Here is a 19944-nt window from a genome sequence, read left to right as displayed (position 1 = left end):
AAAGAAAAGTGGGCAAAAGAAAGCCGCTCACACCGCCAATGTGACGCGGTCCACAACCAGCCTTTAAGGGAGAATGGTGTAGGGGCATCCGTCACCTCGCACCTTCATAGGTAGTGACAAAGCCGTCATTCATCCCGTTGCTCGCTGCGCGCGCAACGGTCGGGTTTGCCGGTGAAACCAGCAAACCTTCGGTTTGCGGTTATGCCCCTCGGGGCGCGCAGCGCCCCCGGGTGGGCGGGCGCCTTGTCACTCAGTGGTATGGCGCGGGGGACCGGATGCTCCTATACCATTCCCCCTAAAAGGCGGTTTGTGGACTGCGTCATTCTGGCGTTTGTAGCGGCTTTCTTTTGCCTACTTTTCTTTGCCGCTGCAAAGAAAAGTAGGTGCCGCCCCGCACAGGGGCGACGCTAATAGACCGACACGAAAACAAGGAAATGCCAACGCCTTAAGAAATTCGAAAAAAGAGGATCAATAAGATGACCGAACTATTCAGCATAGAGCGCGGCGAAGCCCCTCTATTAATATCGATCCCTCATTTAGGCACAAAAATCCCCCAAGCGCTCGAACACCACTACACAGAAGAAGCAAAAAAACTAGCCGACACAGACTGGCACCTCGACCGCCTATACGCTTTCGCAAGAGAACTAAACGCCACGATAATCGGCGCAAAAATCTCCCGCTACGTGATCGACCTGAACCGCCCGCCAAACGACGAAAGCCTCTACCCAGGCCAGACAACAACAGGCTTATGTCCGAGCGAAACCTTCCGCGGCGAGCCGCTCTACAAACCCCATTGCGCCCCAACAGAAGCAGAACGCGCAAAGCGGGTAGCACAATACTGGCAGCCCTACCACGAAGCACTAAAAACGGAATTAAAGCGCCTGAGAGTGACCCACAAAAACGTCCTGCTATGGGAAGCGCACTCGATAGCCAGCGTGCTGCCGCGCCTGTTCGAAGCGAAGCTGCCGGACCTGAACCTGGGCACCCAGGACGGCCGCACGTGTGCAGAAGAAGTGCAGCAAGCCGCCATCGTAGCGATGACCCAAAGCCCCTACACGTCAATCGCGAATGGCCGCTTTAAAGGCGGCTACATCACCCGCAGCTTTGGCGCGCCGGCGCACGGCATCCACGCGATCCAACTGGAAATGTGCCAGTCGACGTATATGAATGAAGACGCCCCATTCAACTACATGAGCGACCGCGCAGAAGCGGTCCAGCCGACCTTGCGCAACATGGTTAGCGCAGCACTCGAAGCCGTAAAGCAGCTCGCCTGAACAACAGCATAAGCATCACTGATACTGCAGCGTAAGCGGGCGTCCGATTTCAGTGCAGGGACGCTCCGCAGGCAGGAACGACACGCACCGTAAGCAGGCAGCACCGAACAGAAGCACAGCAACACAGCGCAACACGAAAGCCCGCAACCACGCGCCAGATGTTTATCTACAGGAACTTTTGATTCACATAGATAAACTTGGCACGGAGGTTGCATAAGAAAGACCCGAAGACTTCACTCCGCGCTACCCGGCGGATAAATGAAGATCGACAGGAATTGGATGGGCGTCTTGATGAGCCGCTCGGGGCCATGAGGAATATCGGCCTGGAAGGTGAGCGTGTCGCCGGGATGCAGAACGTAGGTGTGCTGGCCGTGGCGGTATTCCAGCACGCCCTTGAGCATGTGAATGAATTCAGTACCGGGATGTTCGAAAGTCGGGAATCGCTCCGCTTCGTCTTCCATAGTGATGAGAAAGGGTTCGAAGGCTTTGCGCGGGCCCTGATCGTAAGCGAGCAGATGGTAGGTGTGACCGCGTTTGGTGCCTTTGCGAACCACTTCCATCCCCGCGCCTTTCTTGACGAGCTGCGCGCCGCCCTGCGGGACGTCGAAGTTGCGAAACAGCGTGGAAAGCGAGACGCCCAGCGTTTGCGCGATGCGGTTCAGGATGTCGAGTCCGGTCGAAGTCTGCGCGTTCTCGATCTTCGAGAGCATGCCGCGGCTGATGCCGGCCTGGTCGGCAACCTGAGCGATGGTCAGGCCGTGACGCAGGCGCAGTTCGCGCAGCGTCGCGCCCAGGTAGCGTTCGAGGGGTGTTTTGCTGTCGTCCGCGGTTTGCATGGTCGGTCCCGGTACTGATGAGCAGATAGGCAGGAATAGGAATAGCAGTCCGGCACGCGAAGGCTCGGCAAGTCCTTCGTGCGCGCCGGAGGTTTAACTGCAGGAAGCATTGTTGCATGACAGGAAAGGCAGTTCCAGAAATCGTAATGCCTGATCTCAGCCGGCGTCCCCGCAATGGCGGTCAGGTCTGAAGCAAGCGTAAAGCCGGGTGCGTGGCGCACGGCCTCTTTCAACCGCCAATGCAGTAGTTGCAAGGAGTAACGATGAATCTGAACGATGCGGGCAAGCTGCCGCTCAACGAGCCAGTCGGCGTGCCGCGCTTTGACTCGACCGAGGACGCGCAGAGCTGGCTCAGCCAGCAGGGCGTGAAATATGTATTGGCGCAGTTCGTCGATATTCATGGTGTCGCCAAGGCCAAGTCGGTGCCGCTCGCGCATCTGAAGAGCGTGCTCAAGGCCGGCGCCGGTTTCGCGGGCTTCGCGATCTGGGGCGTGGGCATCGAGCCCAATGGTCCCGATTACATGGCCGTCGGCGATCTCGCTACGCTCACGCCGGTGCCCTGGCAGCCGGGCGTTGCGCGCATCGTCTGCGACGGTCATGTCGATGGCGAGGCCTGGGCCTACGATTCGCGCGTCACGCTCAAGCGTCAGACCACGAGGCTCGATGCGCGCGGCTGGACCTTGTTTACAGGCCTGGAACCCGAATTCTCGCTGCTGCGCCGCTCCGCTTCCGGCACGCTGGAGCCGTGCGATCCCAGCGATACGCTTGCCAAACCCTGCTACGACTACAAGGGCCTGTCGCGCACGCGCGTGTTCCTCGAACGTCTGACCGAAGCCATGCGGTCGGTGGGCATCGACGTCTATCAGATCGATCACGAAGACGCCAACGGCCAGTTCGAAATCAACTACACGTATACCGATTGCCTGACTTCGTGCGATCACTACGTATTCTTCAAGATGGCCGCTTCGGAGATTGCCAACGATCTCGGCATGATCTGCTCGTTCATGCCCAAGCCGTTCGCGAATCGTCCCGGCAATGGCATGCATATGCACATGTCGATCGGCGACGGCAAACGCAATCTGTTCGCCGATTCCAGCGACCCGCTCGGCATGGGGCTTTCGAAGCTCGGCTATCAGTTCACGGCGGGTCTGCTCAAGCACGCACCGGCGCTCACGGCGCTGTGCAACCCCACGGTCAACTCGTACAAGCGTCTGGTCGTGGGCCGCTCGCTCACGGGCGCAACGTGGGCGCCCGCCTATGTGAGTTACGGCGACAACAACCGCTCGACGATGGTGCGCATGCCCGGCGAGCGCATCGAACTGCGTCTGCCCGATGGCGCGTGCAATCCCTATCTGGCGACGGCCGCCGTGCTCGCGGCCGGTCTCGACGGCATCGACAACGATCTCGATCCGGGCGCGCCTTCGAACGAGAACCTCTACGAGTGGTCGAGCGACAAGCTCAAGGAACACGGCATCGCCGTGCTGCCGCAGAACCTCGAACAGGCGCTCGACGCGCTCGAAGCCGACACGCTGATCTGCGAAGCGCTCGGCCCCGTCGCGCAGGAATTCATCAAGCTCAAGCGCATGGAATGGCTCGAATACATGCGCCACGTTTCCGACTGGGAACTGAAAAGCTACCTCGAATTTTTCTAAGGAGAACACCTATGTGCGGAATCGTAGGCTTGCTGGTGAAAACGCCGGCGCTACGCGAGCGGCTCGGCGAACTGATGGTGCCGATGCTGATCGGCATGACCGAGCGCGGTCCCGATTCGGCGGGCCTCGCCGTGTTCGGCAAGGAAGTCGACGCGAGCCAGCGAAAACTGAGCCTTTACTCGGGTTTCACCGAGGAAGGCGCGCAGTTCCCGTGGCAGACGCTGCTGGACCAACTCAATAGCGCGATGGACGTGACCGCGCGCATCGACGCGAAATCGAATCATGCCGTGCTCACGCTGCAAGGCAGCGCGCAGAAAGTGAAGGCGTGGATCGACGAAAACTATCCGAAGCTCTATCTGCTTTCGACGGGGCGCTCGATCGATCTGTACAAGGACATCGGCTCGCCCGCCGAAGTGGCCGCGCGCTACGATTTTTCGAAGCTCAAGGGCTCGCATCTGGTCGGTCACACGCGCATGGCGACGGAGTCCGCCGTCACGCCCGATCGCGCGCATCCGTTCACGGCCGGCGAAGACTTCTGCCTCGTGCACAACGGTTCGCTGTCGAACCCGTATGGCGTGCGCCGCAAGCTGGAGCCGCTGGGTATTCGTTTCGATACCGACAACGACACGGAAGCCGCCTGCCGTTTCCTCGAGTGGCGTCTGCGTGAAGGCGACGCGCTGCCCGAAGCGCTGCAAAAAGGCTTCGAGGAGCTGGACGGTTTCTACACCTTCCTGATGGGCACCTCGAACGAACTCGCGCTGATCCGCGATCCGTTCGCCTGCAAGCCCGCTGTCGTGGCCGAAAACGACGATTACGTGGCGATCGCGTCCGAGTTCCGCTCGCTCGCGCATCTGCCCGACATTCGCAACGCGAAGGTATTCGAACCCGCACCCGAGGAGATGTACGTATGGAAGGCGTAACTTTCGACCTGGAAAGCCAGGGCGTGCGGGAACTGAACCAGTACCTGCACGGCGATGCGGCTGCGCTCAAAGGCCAGCAGATCAGCGTGACGTCGCCCAACGGCGCGCACAACATCGCGGTGGGCGTGGACGTGGACGTGCACGTGCGTGTCGAAGGCCACGCGGGCTACTACGCGGGCGGCATGAACAAGCGCGCGACCATCGTGATCGAAGGCAGTGCCGGCACCGGCGTGGGCGAGAACATGATGAGCGGCAAGGTGCACGTGCGCGGCTTCGCATCGAATGGCGCGGGCGCTTCGGCGCACGGCGGGCTGCTGGTGATCGACGGCGATGCGGGCCTGCGCTGCGGGATCTCGCTCAAAGGCGGCGATATCGTGGTGGGCGGCTCGGTGGGCAGTTTCTCGGCGTTCATGGCGCAGGCCGGGCGTCTGGTGATCTGCGGCGATGCGGGCGATGCGCTCGGCGATTCGCTCTACGAAGCCGTGCTTTACGTGAAGGGCGAAGTGAAATCGCTGGGCGCCGACGCGCAATTCGAGCCGATGACCGATGCCGATATCGTTGCCTTGCGCGGTCTGCTCGACGCCGCCGGGATGGATCACGATCCGACGCAGTTCCGCCGCATTGCTTCGGCTCGCACGCTCTACCACTGGAACGCGGACGCGGACCAGGAATACTAAGCCTCGTTGAGCCTCGTTGAACCACATAGATCGAGAAGGTCCCCATGGAAACCAAACCGGTTCATTTCGCGCGTCTGCAACAGGAAGAGTCCAGCACCTTCGACCGCAAGACCATCGATTACATCCACACCGCCGCGCAGCGCGGCCTCTATGAAATTCGCGGGCTCGGCTCGAAGAAGACGGTGCCGCATTTCGACGATCTGCTGTTTCTCGGCGCTTCGCTGTCGCGTTATCCGCTCGAAGGCTATCGCGAGAAATGCAGCTCGCAAACCATTCTCGGCACGCGCTACGCTAAGAAGCCGATCGTGCTCGACACGCCCGTGACGATTGCGGGCATGAGCTTCGGCGCATTGTCGGCGAACGTGAAGGAAGCGCTGGGACGCGCCGCCACGGCGGCGGGCACGTCCACGACGACCGGCGACGGCGGCATGACCCAGGAAGAGCGCCAGTCGTCGAAGACGCTGGTGTATCAGTGCCTGCCCTCGCGCTACGGCTTCAATCCCGACGACGTGCGTCGCGCCGACGCCATCGAAGTCGTAATCGGTCAGGGTGCGAAGCCGGGCGGCGGCGGCATGCTGCTCGGCCAGAAGGTGAACCCGCGCGTGGCGTCCATGCGCACGCTGCCCGCCGGTGTCGATCAACGCTCGGCGAGCCGTCACCCCGACTGGACCGGCCCCGACGATCTCGCGATCAAGATTCAGGAACTGCGCGAAATCACCGACTGGGAAAAGCCGATCTACGTGAAAGTCGCCGCCACGCGCACCTTCAACGACGTGAAGCTGGCCGTGCACGCGGGCGCGGACGTGGTGGTGATCGACGGTATGCAGGGCGGCACGGCGGCCACGCAAAGCTGCTTTATTGACAACGTGGGCATTCCCACGCTGGCGGCGGTGCGTCAGGCCGTGGATGCGCTCGAAGACCTCAACATGAAGGGCAAGGTGCAGCTGATCGTCTCGGGCGGCATCCGCACGGGCGCCGATGTGGCGAAGGCGCTGGCGCTGGGCGCGGATGCCGTGGCGATCGGTCAGGGCGTGCTGATGGCGCTGGGCTGCAACAGCGAATCGTATTTCCAGAACGGCGCGCTGCATTCGGCCGTGGCGGATTACACGGCGCTCAACACCGCGCCGGGTTTCTGCCATCACTGCCACACGGGCAAGTGCCCGGTTGGCGTGACGACGCAGGACGCTGTGCTCGAAAAGCGTCTGGAGCCGGAAGAGGGCGCGCGCCGCGTGCGCAACTACCTCAAGACGCTGACGATGGAACTCACCACCATCGCGCGCGCCTGCGGCAAGCAGAACGTGCATCACCTGGAGCCGGAAGACCTCGTGGCGATCACGGTGGAAGCCGCGGCGATGGCGCGCGTGCCGCTGGCGGGCACGTCATGGATTCCCGGCCTGACGCGCTAATGCGTGGCGATTTATTTTGCAAAGTAGTCCGTAGTAAATCGGCGTGATAGAAAGGATGCGGCCGCGCTAAAGGCCGCCGCGCGCATCGCCAATTCAGCGATGCGCGCGTCATCCATCCGAAGAAGTCCACCACACCAGGCCGTCGCGGCGCTGCCGGACGCCTTTCTACAGGATCGTGCAATGAAGAGCTTGGGCAAACTACTCGCACTGATCAGTGCGCTGGCGCTCGCGCTGCCCGCGTGGGCGCAGGGCGCTGCCGCACCGGTACCGAACAAGGGCGACACCGCCTGGATGATCGTCGCGACGCTGCTGGTCGTGATGATGGCCGCACCCGGACTCGGCCTCTTTTACGGCGGCATGGTGCGCGCGAAAAACATGCTCTCCGTGCTGATGCAGACGCTCGTGATCTTCTGTCTGCTTGGCGTGCTGTGGGCCGTGTACGGCTACAGCGTGGCCTTCACCGAAGGCAATGCTTTCTTCGGCGGTTTTTCCAAGCTGTTTCTCGCGGGCGTGACGCCCGACACCACGGCATCGACATTCAGCAAAGGCGTCGTGATTCCCGAATATATCTACGTGTCGTTCCAGCTGACGTTCGCGGCGATCACGCCCGCGCTCATCATCGGCGGGATTGCGGAGCGCGCGAAGTTCTCTGCGGTGCTGGCCTTCATGGTGCTGTGGTTCACGTTCTCCTATCTGCCGATCGCGCATATGGTCTGGTACTGGCCTGGCCCGGACGCCTACACGAGCGCCGCAGCCGCCGATAAAGCCAACGCTACGGCAGGCTTCCTGTTCCAGAAGGGCGCGCTCGATTTCGCGGGCGGCACGGTGGTGCACATCAACGCGGGTATCGCGGCACTGGTGGGTGCGATCATGATCGGCAAGCGCGTGGGTTATGGGCGCGAACACATGGCGCCGCATAACCTCACGATGACGATGGTGGGCGGCTCGCTGCTGTGGGTGGGCTGGTTCGGCTTCAATGTCGGCTCGAATCTGGAAGCGAACGGCGCGGCTTCGCTCGCCTTCATCACGACGCTGCTGGCCACCTGCGCCGCCACGGTGGCGTGGACTTTCGTCGAATGGGCGTTCAAGGGCAAGCCGTCGATGCTTGGCGCGGTGTCGGGCGCGATTGCGGGTCTTGTGGTCATCACGCCGGCCTGCGGCTTTGTCGGGCCGATGGGCGCGATCGTCATGGGACTGGTCGCGGGCGCGCTGTGCTACTGGGGCGTGAATGGCCTCAAGCGCATGCTGGGCGTGGACGATTCGCTCGACGTGTTCGGCGTGCACTGCATCGGCGGGATTGCGGGTGCGCTGCTGACGGGCGTGTTCGCTTCACCGCGTCTGGGCGGCACGGGTGTCTACGATTACGTGTCGAACAAGGTCGGCGACTACGACATGGCGAGCCAGATGATCGCGCAGTGCTGGGGCGTGGGCACCTCGCTGGTGTGGTCGGCGGTGGTGTCGTTCGTCGCGTTCAAGCTGGTGGACAAGGTGTTCGGCCTGCGCGTCGATCAGGACGGCGAGCGCGAAGGGCTCGACGTCAGCACGCATGGCGAGACGGCTTATCACGCGTAACCGGACGCATAAGCGGCCACGGCGCTTACGCGCCGTTGGGCGGCTGGGCGGGAGAAGGCATAATATGGCATGCCATTGGCCGGCGGGCGCTGCGTGCGCCTGCCGCCGATGGACGTTGCCAGATCCTTCGCCAACCTTTATCAGCCGTCCGCCGTCCATGTCCGACCTCAGAATCGACCGTAATGCCAAGACGCTGCGCGAACTCACGCTCGACAAGCTGCGTGGCGCGATCGTGCAGGGTTACTTCCGTCCGGGCGCGCGCCTTGTCGAACGCACGCTCTGCGACGAACTTGGCGTGAGCCGCACCGTCGTGCGCGAAGTGCTGCGCCATCTGGAAACCGAAGGGCTTGTGGAGAGCGTCGGGCGCCAGGGGCCGGTGGTCGCGCGCCTCGATCCGCAGCAGGTGGGCGAAATTTATGAGCTACGCGCCCTGCTTGAAGCGAACGCGGCGCGCGCCTGCGCAGAACAATCCACGCCTGAACTCGTGGCGCGTCTGCGCGAACTGCGTGCGGTGATCGAAGCCGCTTTTGTGGCGCAGGAACTGGCGCGCGTGCTCGATTACACCGAACGCTTTTACGACGCGATGTTCGAAGGCGCGGGCAAGAGCGTGTCGCTGGGCGTCGTGAAGACGCTCAATGCGCGCATCAACCGCCTGCGCGCGCTGACGATCGCCACGCCTGGCCGCAGCAACGAATCGAACCGCGAAATGAACGCGCTGCTCGATGCGATCGAACGGCACGACGGCGATGCGGCCGCAGCGGCTTCCACAGCGCATATTCGCCGGACGGCCGAACTCGCGATGGCGGCGCTGGCGCGGCTGGAAGAGGGCGAGGCGCAACCTTAAGCGAATCGCCTCGCTTTGCCACAAGCGAATCAATCGACAATGCGGCGCAAAAACAATTAAAAGTAAATGCGATCTGCATCATATATTCGCTACACCAATTGGCATTGATGGCGCTCGCCATCACCTACAATCCGCCGAATCGACATAAGCCTCCAGGGCCGGCCGCGTTTATCGCGAAGCCGGCCCTAAACAATTCTGGCTTCTGGTCGATATAACAAAGCGGGGCTTAAAGACCCCGCATGTTCATTAGCACAATCATCAAAACAACATGACCAAACTGAGAATACTTACCCTGTGCGTTCCGCTGTCCATGCTCGCCGCATGTTCGGTGGTCGCGACGCCTTATTCCCCTTCTGTCGAAAATATCCAGTCGCTCAAAACCGCGGCGCCGGTTCAGGCGCGAATCGGCGACTTCAGCAGCCAGGACGGTAGCAACAATCACTATCCCGTTCAATTGCGCGCAGACCGTATGCGCTCGCCCGTCGGCAATTCTTTTGCCGCGTACCTGTCGAATGCCGTCGCGCAGGAGCTGACGATAGCCGGAGCGCTTTCGCCGAATGCGTCGGTCGAACTCGATGGCGTATTGCTTGAGAACAATGTGGATGTCGGTGTTGGCACCGGCGTGGGCACGATTTCAGCGCGCTTTATCGTCAAGCGCGATGGCACGGTGCGTTATGAGCAGGTGAAGTCGGCGCGCGGAGAATGGGATTCTTCGTTTGCGGCAATGATCGCCGTGCCGCGCGCCACGCAGCAATACCCGCTTGTCGTGCAGAAACTGCTCGGCGAACTCTATGCCGATCCCGCATTTATCAATGCGATTCGCTAAATTCTTCGATCACTCAAACAATAAATTCACTATGCAATTCTTCAACGTATTTCGCGGTGTATTTGCGGCTGGCGTGATTGCCGTTCTCTCCGGTTGCGCGCACGACATTGCAATCTCGGGCGATAACTCGGCGCTCGTTTCGAAGACGGCAGCGCCGATCAACAAGACGGTCGGTCTCGTCATTACCGACGAAGAGCGCAGCAAGGAAGTCGTCACGCCGGGCGGCGGCGGCGACAAGGTGGCGTACAAGCCTTATCGCGATCTCGAACTGCCGATCTATCTCGAACTGAGCAACCTCTTCAAGGACGTCGTCAAACTGAACGCAGCGCCCGATGCGGCGACCGTGCAGGCGAAGAACCTGAGCTACGTCGTCACGCCGACGATCACGACGACCTCGCATTCGCCCAGCCTGCTGACCTGGCCGCCGACCGATTTCACGGTCACGCTCGAATGCACGGTGACCGATCCGAGCGGCAAGGTGGTGACGCAGAAGTCGGTGACGGGTTCGGGCCATGCCGAATTCAGCGAGTTCAAGCGTAATTTCGGCCTGGCTGCGCAACGCGCGACCGTCGATGCCGTGCAGAAGATGCAATCGGCCATGCAGGACTCGGTCGAGCTTCAGCATTAAACGGGTAGAGCGCCGGATGGCTTCAGGCCCACTGGATTGTGGGCCTGGTGCTGGCGGAATCTTTATTCAGTGCGCCTCGCCGCCTTCACCCAGGTGCGCCTCCAGAAACTCTATCAGCGCCCGCACCTTCGCATTGAGCGCGGATCGCTCGGCCACACAGGCGTAAATCTCTATCGGTTCGGGTTCGGCGCAGGCCTGCGTGCGCCGGTTCCCATCGAATAAACGCACCAGCCGGCCGCTGTCGATCAGCGGCTGCGCCACGAAACTCGCCAGCCGCGCGATGCCGCCGCCATTCACGGCGATCTGCGCCAGCATATCGATATCGTCGCCGATAAATTCCGCGTTGAGCTGCGCGTCGAAGCGCTGGCCATCGCGCACGAAACCCCAAGGCAAAAAACGACCATCGGTCGGATAGCGGAACACGAGACACGCGTGATGCTTGAGCGCCTCGGGCGTTTCCGGCACGCCCGCGCGCTCCAGATACGCGGGCGACGCGCACACCACGAAGGGCCGCGACGCGATGCGCCGCGCGATCAGACGCTCGTCGAGTTGCGCGCCGATACGCAGACTCACATCGACGCCTTCCAGCCGGTGATCGACGCGCCGGTCCGTACTGATCAATTCGATATCGATACGCGGATACGCGGCCTTGAACGCCGGCATCAGCGGCGAGAGGACGTGACGCCCGAACGCCGCCGTCGTGGCGATGCACAAGGCGCCGTGCGGCTCGCTCGTGCCCGTGGCGGCCTGCGAAGCAAGCTCCAGATCGCGCGGAATATGGCGCACTTTCTCGTAGTAGCGCGTGCCGTTCTCGGTCAGCGCCATGCTGCGCGTCGTGCGCGAGAGCAGCCGCACGCCTAGATGCGTTTCGAGCCGCGAAAGATTCTGGCTGACCGCCGCCGCACTCATGCCCTGGGCACGCGCCGCCGCCGCGATGCTGCCGCCCTCGACCACGCGGATAAAACTGTTGATCAGACCCAGAACGTTCATCGGCGCCTCGTCGCTTGAATTCGTTGATTTTACTTAAGAATGAATCAAGCGCGATGCCGCTACCGGCGCACCGACCCCCTTGCTACGCTGGCCGCTCCTTCAATCCCGAGGTTTTCGCCGATGGCTATCGAAACAGCACAAAATACGCTCAAATTCCGCTTTCCCCGCCGGTTCACGCCTTATGTCTTCGCGCTCTACATGGCGACGATCATGGCGTTCCTGATGTGCCTCGTCATCACCTTCGCCGAATTCGGCGTGGACGCGCATTACATGGAAAATGTGAAGAATGCCTATCGCGTGGCGATGCCGGCGGCGTTTGTCTGCGTGCTGATCGTGCGGCCGGTCGTCATGCGTCTGGTGGCGTGGACCGTGCACGCGGGCGATTGAGGCGTCGTCAATTCCGACGCCCGAGCGTGTTCAGCTTTGCCCTTCGTGGCGGATGCGCTTGAGAATAAGCACGCACATCGCGGGCAGATGAACCACGCCCATGCCGCCCAGAATCACGACCCAGGGCGGCGCGATGGTCCCCGCCAGCATCCCCGAAATCGTCCCGAACGCCAATGCCACCAGTATCAGCACGGCATGCGCGATAAAGCGCTGGCGGCGCGTGGCCGTGAAGCGCGGCAGGCTCACATGGACGTAAATCATGACGAGCAGGGAGGCGGTGGCGATCAGTGGAAACATGGCGACAGAGCAAATAAAACCGGTGTGGCGCGATGTTACGCGAGGCGGGCGGTTTGTGTTGAAGCGCTTCTTCGTGCGCTGACCGCCCACCCTCTCAATCAGCGCCGATTGAAACCACGCCAACGATCCTGCCCTCGTTATCTGCTCAAGCGCATCGCGCCAACCTCATACCTATCATGGTATTCCATAATATTGACAGCCTTTTTGTCTCCAATAACATGGCATACCATAATCTCATGCAACGCGACTCGATCCGAACCGACCCGAATCGCTCCGCGTTAGCTCATCGAGCAACAAGCAACACGACACGCAGGACATGACGCCGGCCCGCGCCTGCCGTCCCCAAGGAGTACGCGATGAACGCCATCCGCCAGACCGATGCCTTCGATACCGCAGGTTTTCGCCGCGCCCTGGGCGCTTTCGTCACCGGCGTGACGGTCGTCACGACCGTGCAGGCCGACGGCACGCCGCGCGGCTATACGGCGAATTCTTTCACCTCGGTTTCGCTCGATCCGCCGCTCGTGCTGGTGTGCATCGCGAAGAGCGCCGCAAGCTTCGATGTGTTTTCGCAGACGCCGCAATTCGCCGTGAGCGTGCTCGCCGAAGACCAGAAGGATGTCTCCGGCGTATTCGCATCGAAAAGCCCGGACAAATTCGCCCAGGTCGCCTGGCAAGCGCGCGCCACGGGTGCGCCGGTCATGCACGGCGCGGCGGCGCATTTCGACTGCGCCACACATGACGTGATCGACGCGGGCGACCACATCATCCTGCTCGGCCGCGTGCTCGATTTCGCCAACACGGGTTTGTCGCCGCTCGGTTATTGCCGCGGCGCGTATGTGAACTTCAGCCTCTCGCAGGAAGCGCTCGCCGCCACGGCCGTGAGCGAGCACGCCCATGTGGGCGCGATCCTCGAAAACTCGGATGGCGTCGTGCTGCTCGAAACGCCCGAAGGTTTGCGTCTGCCGTGCGGCACGCGTCTCGAAGCGGCCAACGATCCCAGGAGCCTGCGCGGCATGCTCTCGCGTCTTGGCCTGATTGCGCACCTCGACTTCATTTTTGCCGTGTTTGAATCGACGCAGGCGCGCGCGCAAGGCAGCGACGGCGTGCGCATCTTCTATCGCGGCCGTGTGGTCGCGCAGCGCGGCATGAGCGCGCCGGAGTTGTACATCGTGCCGCTCGCGCAAGTGCCCTGGGACGAGATGTGCGATCCCGCCGAGCGCTCGATGCTGCAGCGCTACGTGAAGGAGCGCCACGAAGACGCCTTCGGCGTGTATGTCGGCGATAGCGAAGCCGGCACGGTCCAGACGCTCGCGCTGGCCTGATGCCAGCGCATACGCAAAACCGCACACAAGAAACCACACACGAATAAAGCTTTTCACGCCACTCCGGCCGCCCGAACACCGTTGTCACGCAAGTCAACTCTCGCAGTCTTTTGATCCGTGGAGAAAGTCATGAGCAGCAGATGGACCCTGTACGCCGCGCCGCTGATCGCGGCAAGCGTGACGATGCTGGCGGCCGCGCCCGCGCTGGCCGCCGACCCGATCGTGTTCGCCAGTTGGGGCGGCACCACGCAGTCATCGCAGCAGAAGAACTGGGCGCAGCCGTTCGCGCAGGCCACGGGCATCAACGTGCTGATGGACGGCCCGACCGATTACGGCAAGTTCAAGGCGATGGTGGAAAGCGGCAACGTCAACTGGGACGTCGTCGATGTGGAGGGCGATTTTGCCTACGCCGCCGCGAAAGACGGCCTGATCGAGCCGATCGATTATTCGGTCGTCAAGAAGGACGAACTGGACCCGCGTTTCTCGTCGCCTCAAGCAGTGGGCAGCTTCTATTATTCGTTCGTGCTGGGCTATCACAAGTCGGCGTTCAAGGGCGCGCAGCCGTCCACCTGGGCCGATCTGTTCGACACGAAGAAATTCCCCGGCAAGCGCACGTTCTATAAATGGTCCGCGCCGGGCGTGCTGGAAATCGCGCTGCTCGCCGACGGCGTGCCGCCCAATAAGCTCTATCCGCTCGATCTCGACCGCGCCTTCAAGAAGCTCGACACCATCAAGAGCGACATCGTCTGGTGGAGCGGCGGCGCGCAGTCGCAGCAGTTGCTGGCTTCGGGCGAAGCGTCGATGGGCATGTTCTGGAATGGACGCCTGCACGCGCTCCAGGCCACCGGCGTGCCGGTCGGCATCTCGTGGAACCAGAACCTCACCGCCGCCGACATGCTGGTGATCCCGAAGGGCGCGAAGCATCGCGACGCTGCCCTCAAATTCCTTGCGACCGCAACGAGTCCGCAGGCGCAGGCGAAGTTCGCCGCCGATACCGGTTACGCGCCGATCAACGTGAAATCGGCCGCGCTGATGACACCCGCCGTGGCGAAGACGCTGCCCGACCAGTTCACGCAGTCGCAGATCAATCTCGACATGAAGTACTGGGCCGCCAATCGCGACGCCATCGCCAAACGCTGGTACGCCTGGCAGGCGAAATAAGCCGAAGTCAGCGGACTTCAGCTGACTTCAGCGGCGATTCACGGACTCAATGTCGTAACGATGCGCACCGCGCCCTGCGGTGCGCACGGGAGAGATCATGCCTAACGTTATGAGCACCGTCGCGCACGCGCCGGTCGACGCGCCGCCGAAGCGGCGTAGCTGGCGCAACGCGCGGCTGCTGGCGCCCGCGCTGCTGCTGCTCGCCATTTTCTTCGTGCTGCCGGTGCTTTCGCTGCTGCTGCGCAGCGTGATGGAGCCCACGCCCGGCCTGCACAACTACGCGCAACTGCTCGGGTCGAGCACTTATCTGCGTGTGTTCGGCAATACGTTTCTGGTGGCGGGCGTGGTCACGGTGGTGACCGTGGCGATCGGCTTTCCGACGGCCTGGCTGCTCGCCATCGCGCCACGCTGGTTGAGCACGACGCTGTTCTCGATCCTGCTGCTGTCGATGTGGACCAATCTGCTCGCGCGGACTTTCGCGTGGATGGTGCTGCTTCAGCAGACCGGCCCGATCAACCGTCTGCTGATCGCGCTGGGCATCATCGATCAGCCGCTCACGCTGGTGAATAACCTGATCGGCGTCACGGTGGGCATGACCTACATCATGCTGCCGTTTCTCGTGATGCCGCTGCACGCCACGCTGCGCGGCATCGATCCCGCCACCTTGCGCGCCGCCGCCGTGTGCGGTGCGAGCCGCTGGCAGGCGTTCTGGCGCATTCTCGTGCCGCTGGCGATGCCGGGCATTGCCTCGGGCGCGCTGATGGTGTTCGTGATGGCGCTCGGTTACTTCGTGACGCCTGCGCTGCTCGGCGGTCCGTCGTACATGATGCTCGCCGAACTGATCGCGCAACTCGTGCAGGAACTGCTGAACTGGGGGCTCGCGGGCGCGGCCGCATTCGTGCTGCTCGCCGTGACGCTCGGGCTCTACGCGCTGCAACTGCGCTTTACCGGCGACGCGCGCCAAAGCCTAGGAGGACGTTGACATGTTGCTCGACTTCGATCGTCTCGGTGCGGTGCGCGTGCTGCTCATCGCCATCGGTGCGCTGGTGGCGCTGTTCCTGCTGCTGCCGATTGTGTTTATCGTCGCGCTGTCGTTCGGCGACTCGCAATGGCTGGCGTTTCCGCCGCCAGGCTGGACGCTGGAGTGGTATCGCCAATTGTTCACCGATGCCGGCTGGCTCGACTCGCTCATGACCAGCATGAAGCTGGCGGTGATCGTTACGGTGCTGTCGGTTTCGCTGGGCTTTCTCGCTTCGCTGGCGCTGGTGCGCGGCAAGTTTCGCGGCCGCGCCGCCGTGCAGGCCTTCTTCCTCACGCCGATGGTGTTGCCCGTGGTCGTGCTGGCGGTCGCGCTCTACGCGTTCTTCCTGCGCATTGGTCTGGCCGGCACGATGACCGGTTTCGTGATCGGCCATCTGATTATCGCGCTGCCGTTCGCGATCATCGCCATCAGCAATTCGCTCGCGGGCTTCGATACCGCGCTGGAAGATGCCGCGCTGATTTGCGGCGCCTCGCCGCTGGCGGTGAAATGGCGCGTGACGTTGCCCGCGATCCGCCTCGGACTCGTTGCGGCCGCAATCTTCTCGTTCCTCGCTTCGTGGGACGAAGTGGTGGTGTCGATCTTCATGGCGAGCCCCACCTTGCAGACGCTGCCCGTGCGTATCTGGGCGACGCTGCGCCAGGACCTCACGCCCGTGGTGGCGGCGGCGTCCTCGCTGCTGGTGGCGCTCACCACCGTGCTGATGCTGGCGAGTGCGCTGCTGCGCCGCGCCCGCCAGACGATCCAGTAACCGATCCCGGAGACGTAAGCCATGACCGACGCATTCCTGCAAATCCAGCGCCTGCGCAAGACCTACGACGACGTGGTCGCCATCGACAGCGTGTCGCTCGACATCCGCAAAGGCGAATTCATGACCTTCCTCGGGCCGTCCGGTTCGGGCAAGAGCACCACGCTGTATATCGTCGCGGGCTTCCAGGAGCCGACCGAAGGGCGCGTGCTGCTCGACGGCAAGCCGCTGCTTGCCGTCGCGCCCAACAAGCGCAACATTGGCATGGTGTTCCAGCGCTATACGCTGTTTCCGCATCTGACGGTGGGCGAGAACGTGGCGTTTCCGCTGCGCGTGCGCCGCCGTCCGGAGTCCGAAGTAAAAGCGAAGGTCGAGAAGATGCTGGCGCTCGTGCATCTGTCCGAATGCCGCGACCGCATGCCGGCGCAGCTTTCGGGCGGCCAGCAGCAGCGCGTGGCGATTGCGCGCGCGCTCGCCTACGATCCGCCTGTGCTGCTGATGGACGAGCCGCTTTCGGCGCTCGATAAGAAACTGCGCGAGGAAATTCAACTCGAACTGCGCCGCATTCACCAGGAAACCGGCGTGACAATTCTCTATGTCACGCACGATCAGGAAGAAGCGCTGCGTTTGTCGGATCGCATTGCGGTGTTCAACAAAGGGCGGATCGAGCAGGTGGGCACCGGCGAAGAACTCTATGCGAACCCGGCTTCGCGTTTCGTCGCGGGCTTTATCGGCAACTCGAACTTCCTGCCGGTGCGCGTGACGGCGAGTCGCGATGGTCTCGCCAACGGCGTGTTCCCGAACGGTCTCGAACTCGCGTGCGGCAACTTCAATCCGGCGCTGAGCGCCGGTGACGACGGCACGCTGATGATTCGCCCCGAGCAGATGCGTTTGAGCGCGCAGCGCGACGGTACGGCGGCAGGCCTGCCCGTGACGGTACGCGACATCACTTATCTGGGCGACGCGATGCACTATGCGGTGGCTACGCCGTGGTCGCAGGAAATTTCGATTCGCCTGCCGGCGGCGCAGCGTCACGATAGCGGTCTCGCGATTGGCACGCAGGCCGTCGTCGAATGGGACGCGCACGACACGCGCCTTTTTGCGCACGCATGATGATGAGCGACGCGGCACAAACAGCGCTTTCTTCCCCGGCAGCGTCGTTGCGGGTCGAACGGCCCACGGCGACGCTGCGCGAACTCACCTTGCAGAAGATGCGCGCGGCGATTCTCGACGCCCATTTCGCGCCGGGCGAGCGGCTGGTCGAGCGCACGCTTTGCGAGGAACTGGGCGTGAGCCGCTCGGTGGTGCGCGAAGTGCTGCGGCACCTGGAGACCGAAGGGCTCGTCGATACGCTGCCGAACCAAGGGCCGATCGTTGCGCGTCTGGATGCCAGCACGGCGGCGCAGATCTACGAGATTCGCGCGCTGGTGGAAGGCGATGCGGCCAGGTCGTGCGCCTTGCGCGGCGATGCCGCAACGGTCGAAAAACTGGCCGCCTGCGTGACCCACATCGAACGCGCCTTCGCCGCGCACGATCACGCGGCCGTGCGCGAACTCACGGCGCATTTCTACGAGCAGATGTTCGATAGCGGCGCGCGTTCGGTGGCGTGGGAAATCGTGCAGAGTCTGAACGCACGCATCGACCGTCTGCGTGCGCTGACGATTGCTTCCGACGATCGCGGCCGTCAGGCCGTGGCGGAAATGAACGGCATCGTCGCGGCGATCCGCGCGCGCGATGGCGAGCGCGCCAGAGCAGCGGCGACGGCACATGTGATGCGCGTCGCCGAGATTGCTGCTGCCTTGCTGCCCGCCTGAGTTTTTTCAGGCGGGCAGCGGTCCTGCTTACTTCGCGACCGGCATGGTGAATTCCGCGCCCTTTTCGGTGCTTTCCGGCCAGCGCTGCATGATCGACTTCTGCTTCGTGTAGAAGCGCACGCCTTCTTCGCCATACGCGTGCATATCGCCGAACAGGCTGCGCTTCCAGCCGCCGAAGCCGTGCCATGCCATCGGCACCGGAATCGGCACGTTGATGCCCACCATGCCCACCTCGATCTGGCGGCCGAACTCGCGCGCCACGTTGCCGTCACGCGTGAAGCAGGCCACGCCGTTGCCGAATTCGTGATCGTTGATCAGTTGCACGGCTTGCGCGAAGTCGTCCACGCGCACGCAGGCCAGCACCGGGCCGAAGATTTCTTCCTTGTAGATGCGCATTTCCGGCGTGACGTTGTCGAACAGCGTGCCGCCCGTGAAGAAGCCTTCTTCGTGACCCGGCACCTTCAGGCCGCGTCCGTCGACGACCAGCGTCGCGCCTTCTTCCACGCCGGTGGCGATATAGCCTTCGATGCGCTCCAGCGCCTGGCGCGTGACGATCGGGCCCATTTCGGCATCGGCTTCCATGCCGTTCTTGATCTTCAGCGTGCGGGCGCGTTCGGCCAGACGCGGCACGATCTTGTCGGCGACATCGCCCACCAGCACGGCCACCGAAATCGCCATGCAGCGCTCGCCCGCCGAACCGTAACCGGCGCCGACCAGCGCGTCGATGGTCTGCTCGATATCCGCATCGGGCATCACGACCATGTGATTCTTCGCGCCGCCCAGCGCCTGCACGCGCTTGCCGTGCTTCGCGCCGGTCTCGTAGATGTAGTTGGCGATCGGCGTGGAACCGACGAAGCTCACGGCCTTCACGTCGCGGTGTACGAGCAGCGCATCGACCACGGTCTTGTCGCCCTGCACGACGTTGAACACGCCATCGGGCAGACCGGCTTCCTTGAGCAGACGCGCCATGAACAGCGACGCCGACGGATCGCGCTCGCTCGGCTTGAGGATGAACGTGCAGCCGGCGGCCAGGGCAACCGGGAACATCCAGCACGGCACCATGCAGGGGAAGTTGAACGGCGTGATGCCGGCCACGACGCCCAGCGGCTGGCGCACGGTCCAGTTGTCCATGCCGGTCGACACCTGCTCCGTGTAGTCGCCCTTGAGCAGTTGCGGAATGCCGCAGGCAAATTCGATCACGTCGATACCGCGCGCGACTTCGCCTTGCGCATCGGCGAATACCTTGCCGTGCTCCGCGGTGATGATGGCGGCCAGTTCGTCCTTGTGGCGGTTCATCAGTTCGAGGAAGCGCAGCATGACGCGCGCGCGGCGGATCGGCGGCGTGTCGCGCCAGGCCGGGAACGCGGCTTTCGCGCTCGCCACGGCGGCGTCGACGTCCGCGACTTCGCCCAGCACCAGACGGCGCGCGGCCGCGCCCGTGGCCGGGTTGAAGATCGCCTGGGTACGGTCGCCCGTGCCGCGTTCGGTCTTGCCGCCGATAAAGTGCACGACGTCTGCGGAATCGGTAAAGGTCTGCATGTCATCTCCTCG

The 19944-nt window shown here is 62.9% G+C and carries 20 protein-coding genes; 16 read left to right on the top strand and 4 right to left on the bottom strand.

From position 1 onward, the window contains the following. Window positions 1–476: 476 nt before the first annotated feature. Entirely contained in the window at window positions 477–1274 is a 798-nt protein-coding gene (gene hutG / locus U5A67_RS24860; protein WP_321816339.1) for an N-formylglutamate deformylase, read from the top strand. Window positions 1275–1507: 233 nt separating this feature from the next. On the opposite strand, the gene U5A67_RS24855 is transcribed toward hutG, so the two are convergent. Continuing rightward, window positions 1508–2110 carry a helix-turn-helix domain-containing protein gene (locus U5A67_RS24855; protein WP_205985091.1) on the bottom strand — a complete coding sequence of 201 codons (603 nt, stop codon included), beginning with the start codon at window positions 2108–2110 and terminating at the stop codon, window positions 1508–1510. Window positions 2111–2373: 263 nt separating this feature from the next. On the opposite strand from U5A67_RS24855, the gene glnT reads away from it, so the two are divergent. From glnT to U5A67_RS24815, 8 genes are all read left to right on the top strand, one after another. Continuing rightward, window positions 2374–3762, top strand: a complete 1389-nt coding sequence (gene glnT, locus U5A67_RS24850) for a type III glutamate--ammonia ligase (protein WP_321816340.1) — start codon at window positions 2374–2376, stop codon at window positions 3760–3762. A gap of 11 nt (window positions 3763–3773) precedes the next feature. Beyond that, window positions 3774–4682 (top strand): glutamine amidotransferase family protein, encoded by a 909-nt coding sequence (locus U5A67_RS24845; protein ID WP_321816341.1) that lies wholly within the window; start codon window positions 3774–3776, stop codon window positions 4680–4682. Beyond that, complete coding sequence (locus U5A67_RS24840; protein ID WP_321816342.1) at window positions 4670–5359, top strand: protein glxC; 690 nt, start codon at window positions 4670–4672, stop codon at window positions 5357–5359. Before U5A67_RS24845 ends, U5A67_RS24840 begins: the two co-directional genes overlap by 13 nt. 44 nt (window positions 5360–5403) lie before the next feature. Continuing rightward, window positions 5404–6765 carry an FMN-binding glutamate synthase family protein gene (locus U5A67_RS24835; RefSeq protein WP_321816343.1) on the top strand — a complete coding sequence of 454 codons (1362 nt, stop codon included), beginning with the start codon at window positions 5404–5406 and terminating at the stop codon, window positions 6763–6765. A gap of 99 nt (window positions 6766–6864) precedes the next feature. After that, complete coding sequence (locus U5A67_RS24830) at window positions 6865–8337, top strand: ammonium transporter (protein WP_415767929.1); 1473 nt, start codon at window positions 6865–6867, stop codon at window positions 8335–8337. Between the two features lie 157 nt (window positions 8338–8494). Further along, window positions 8495–9181 carry a GntR family transcriptional regulator gene (locus tag U5A67_RS24825; protein ID WP_321816345.1) on the top strand — a complete coding sequence of 229 codons (687 nt, stop codon included), beginning with the start codon at window positions 8495–8497 and terminating at the stop codon, window positions 9179–9181. A 268-nt stretch (window positions 9182–9449) separates the two neighbouring features. After that, the gene (locus tag U5A67_RS24820) at window positions 9450–10007 is read left to right on the top strand and encodes a hypothetical protein (protein WP_205985085.1); all 558 of its coding nucleotides are present in this window, start codon (window positions 9450–9452) and stop codon (window positions 10005–10007) included. 31 nt (window positions 10008–10038) lie between these two features. Then, entirely contained in the window at window positions 10039–10635 is a 597-nt protein-coding gene (locus tag U5A67_RS24815; RefSeq protein ID WP_321816346.1) for a hypothetical protein, read from the top strand. A gap of 66 nt (window positions 10636–10701) precedes the next feature. Here the strand turns inward: U5A67_RS24815 and U5A67_RS24810 are convergent, their stop codons facing one another. Next, window positions 10702–11625: a LysR family transcriptional regulator gene (locus U5A67_RS24810; RefSeq protein ID WP_321816347.1), complete on the bottom strand. Its 924-nt coding sequence runs from the start codon at window positions 11623–11625 to the stop codon at window positions 10702–10704. Window positions 11626–11745: 120 nt separating this feature from the next. On the opposite strand from U5A67_RS24810, the gene U5A67_RS24805 reads away from it, so the two are divergent. Then, a complete protein-coding gene (locus U5A67_RS24805; RefSeq protein WP_321816348.1) occupies window positions 11746–12012 on the top strand; it encodes a DUF2798 domain-containing protein in 267 nt (88 codons plus the stop codon). A 30-nt stretch (window positions 12013–12042) separates the two neighbouring features. On the opposite strand, the gene U5A67_RS24800 is transcribed toward U5A67_RS24805, so the two are convergent. Next, window positions 12043–12309, bottom strand: a complete 267-nt coding sequence (locus tag U5A67_RS24800; RefSeq protein WP_205985081.1) for a hypothetical protein — start codon at window positions 12307–12309, stop codon at window positions 12043–12045. Window positions 12310–12665: 356 nt separating this feature from the next. Between U5A67_RS24800 and U5A67_RS24795 the strand changes: the two genes are divergently transcribed. The 6 genes from U5A67_RS24795 (at window position 12666) to U5A67_RS24770 (ending at window position 18393) form a co-directional block, all read left to right on the top strand. After that, window positions 12666–13631 (top strand): flavin reductase family protein, encoded by a 966-nt coding sequence (locus U5A67_RS24795; protein ID WP_321816349.1) that lies wholly within the window; start codon window positions 12666–12668, stop codon window positions 13629–13631. A gap of 129 nt (window positions 13632–13760) precedes the next feature. Beyond that, on the top strand, window positions 13761–14792 hold the full coding sequence (locus U5A67_RS24790; protein ID WP_321816350.1) for an ABC transporter substrate-binding protein: 1032 nt from the start codon (window positions 13761–13763) through the stop codon (window positions 14790–14792). Between the two features lie 97 nt (window positions 14793–14889). Next, window positions 14890–15774, top strand: a complete 885-nt coding sequence (locus tag U5A67_RS24785; RefSeq protein WP_321816351.1) for an ABC transporter permease — start codon at window positions 14890–14892, stop codon at window positions 15772–15774. A 1-nt stretch (window position 15775) separates the two neighbouring features. Beyond that, on the top strand, window positions 15776–16582 hold the full coding sequence (locus U5A67_RS24780) for an ABC transporter permease (protein ID WP_321816352.1): 807 nt from the start codon (window positions 15776–15778) through the stop codon (window positions 16580–16582). A 21-nt stretch (window positions 16583–16603) separates the two neighbouring features. After that, entirely contained in the window at window positions 16604–17692 is a 1089-nt protein-coding gene (locus U5A67_RS24775; RefSeq protein ID WP_205985076.1) for an ABC transporter ATP-binding protein, read from the top strand. Continuing rightward, a complete protein-coding gene (locus U5A67_RS24770; RefSeq protein WP_321816353.1) occupies window positions 17689–18393 on the top strand; it encodes a GntR family transcriptional regulator in 705 nt (234 codons plus the stop codon). Before U5A67_RS24775 ends, U5A67_RS24770 begins: the two co-directional genes overlap by 4 nt. A gap of 27 nt (window positions 18394–18420) precedes the next feature. Here the strand turns inward: U5A67_RS24770 and U5A67_RS24765 are convergent, their stop codons facing one another. Then, window positions 18421–19932 carry a CoA-acylating methylmalonate-semialdehyde dehydrogenase gene (locus tag U5A67_RS24765; protein WP_321816354.1) on the bottom strand — a complete coding sequence of 504 codons (1512 nt, stop codon included), beginning with the start codon at window positions 19930–19932 and terminating at the stop codon, window positions 18421–18423. Window positions 19933–19944 lie beyond the last annotated feature (12 nt).

Origin of the sequence: Paraburkholderia sp. J69-1 (genome assembly GCF_905220255.1) — a bacterium.
Lineage (GTDB): Bacteria > Pseudomonadota > Gammaproteobacteria > Burkholderiales > Burkholderiaceae > Paraburkholderia.
Note: the sequence above shows the minus strand (reverse complement) of the source record. Positions and strands in the feature narration are given on the sequence as shown.

Coding starts and splice junctions, on each gene's coding strand:
- hutG (WP_321816339.1), top strand. CDS start 477: ATGACCGAACTATTCAGCATAGAGCGCGGCGAAGCCCCTCTATTAATA.
- U5A67_RS24855 (WP_205985091.1), bottom strand. CDS start 2,110: ATGCAAACCGCGGACGACAGCAAAACACCCCTCGAACGCTACCTGGGC.
- glnT (WP_321816340.1), top strand. CDS start 2,374: ATGAATCTGAACGATGCGGGCAAGCTGCCGCTCAACGAGCCAGTCGGC.
- U5A67_RS24845 (WP_321816341.1), top strand. CDS start 3,774: ATGTGCGGAATCGTAGGCTTGCTGGTGAAAACGCCGGCGCTACGCGAG.
- U5A67_RS24840 (WP_321816342.1), top strand. CDS start 4,670: ATGGAAGGCGTAACTTTCGACCTGGAAAGCCAGGGCGTGCGGGAACTG.
- U5A67_RS24835 (WP_321816343.1), top strand. CDS start 5,404: ATGGAAACCAAACCGGTTCATTTCGCGCGTCTGCAACAGGAAGAGTCC.
- U5A67_RS24830 (WP_415767929.1), top strand. CDS start 6,865: ATGCGCGCGTCATCCATCCGAAGAAGTCCACCACACCAGGCCGTCGCG.
- U5A67_RS24825 (WP_321816345.1), top strand. CDS start 8,495: ATGTCCGACCTCAGAATCGACCGTAATGCCAAGACGCTGCGCGAACTC.
- U5A67_RS24820 (WP_205985085.1), top strand. CDS start 9,450: ATGACCAAACTGAGAATACTTACCCTGTGCGTTCCGCTGTCCATGCTC.
- U5A67_RS24815 (WP_321816346.1), top strand. CDS start 10,039: ATGCAATTCTTCAACGTATTTCGCGGTGTATTTGCGGCTGGCGTGATT.
- U5A67_RS24810 (WP_321816347.1), bottom strand. CDS start 11,625: ATGAACGTTCTGGGTCTGATCAACAGTTTTATCCGCGTGGTCGAGGGC.
- U5A67_RS24805 (WP_321816348.1), top strand. CDS start 11,746: ATGGCTATCGAAACAGCACAAAATACGCTCAAATTCCGCTTTCCCCGC.
- U5A67_RS24800 (WP_205985081.1), bottom strand. CDS start 12,309: ATGTTTCCACTGATCGCCACCGCCTCCCTGCTCGTCATGATTTACGTC.
- U5A67_RS24795 (WP_321816349.1), top strand. CDS start 12,666: ATGAACGCCATCCGCCAGACCGATGCCTTCGATACCGCAGGTTTTCGC.
- U5A67_RS24790 (WP_321816350.1), top strand. CDS start 13,761: ATGAGCAGCAGATGGACCCTGTACGCCGCGCCGCTGATCGCGGCAAGC.
- U5A67_RS24785 (WP_321816351.1), top strand. CDS start 14,890: ATGCCTAACGTTATGAGCACCGTCGCGCACGCGCCGGTCGACGCGCCG.
- U5A67_RS24780 (WP_321816352.1), top strand. CDS start 15,776: ATGTTGCTCGACTTCGATCGTCTCGGTGCGGTGCGCGTGCTGCTCATC.
- U5A67_RS24775 (WP_205985076.1), top strand. CDS start 16,604: ATGACCGACGCATTCCTGCAAATCCAGCGCCTGCGCAAGACCTACGAC.
- U5A67_RS24770 (WP_321816353.1), top strand. CDS start 17,689: ATGATGATGAGCGACGCGGCACAAACAGCGCTTTCTTCCCCGGCAGCG.
- U5A67_RS24765 (WP_321816354.1), bottom strand. CDS start 19,932: ATGCAGACCTTTACCGATTCCGCAGACGTCGTGCACTTTATCGGCGGC.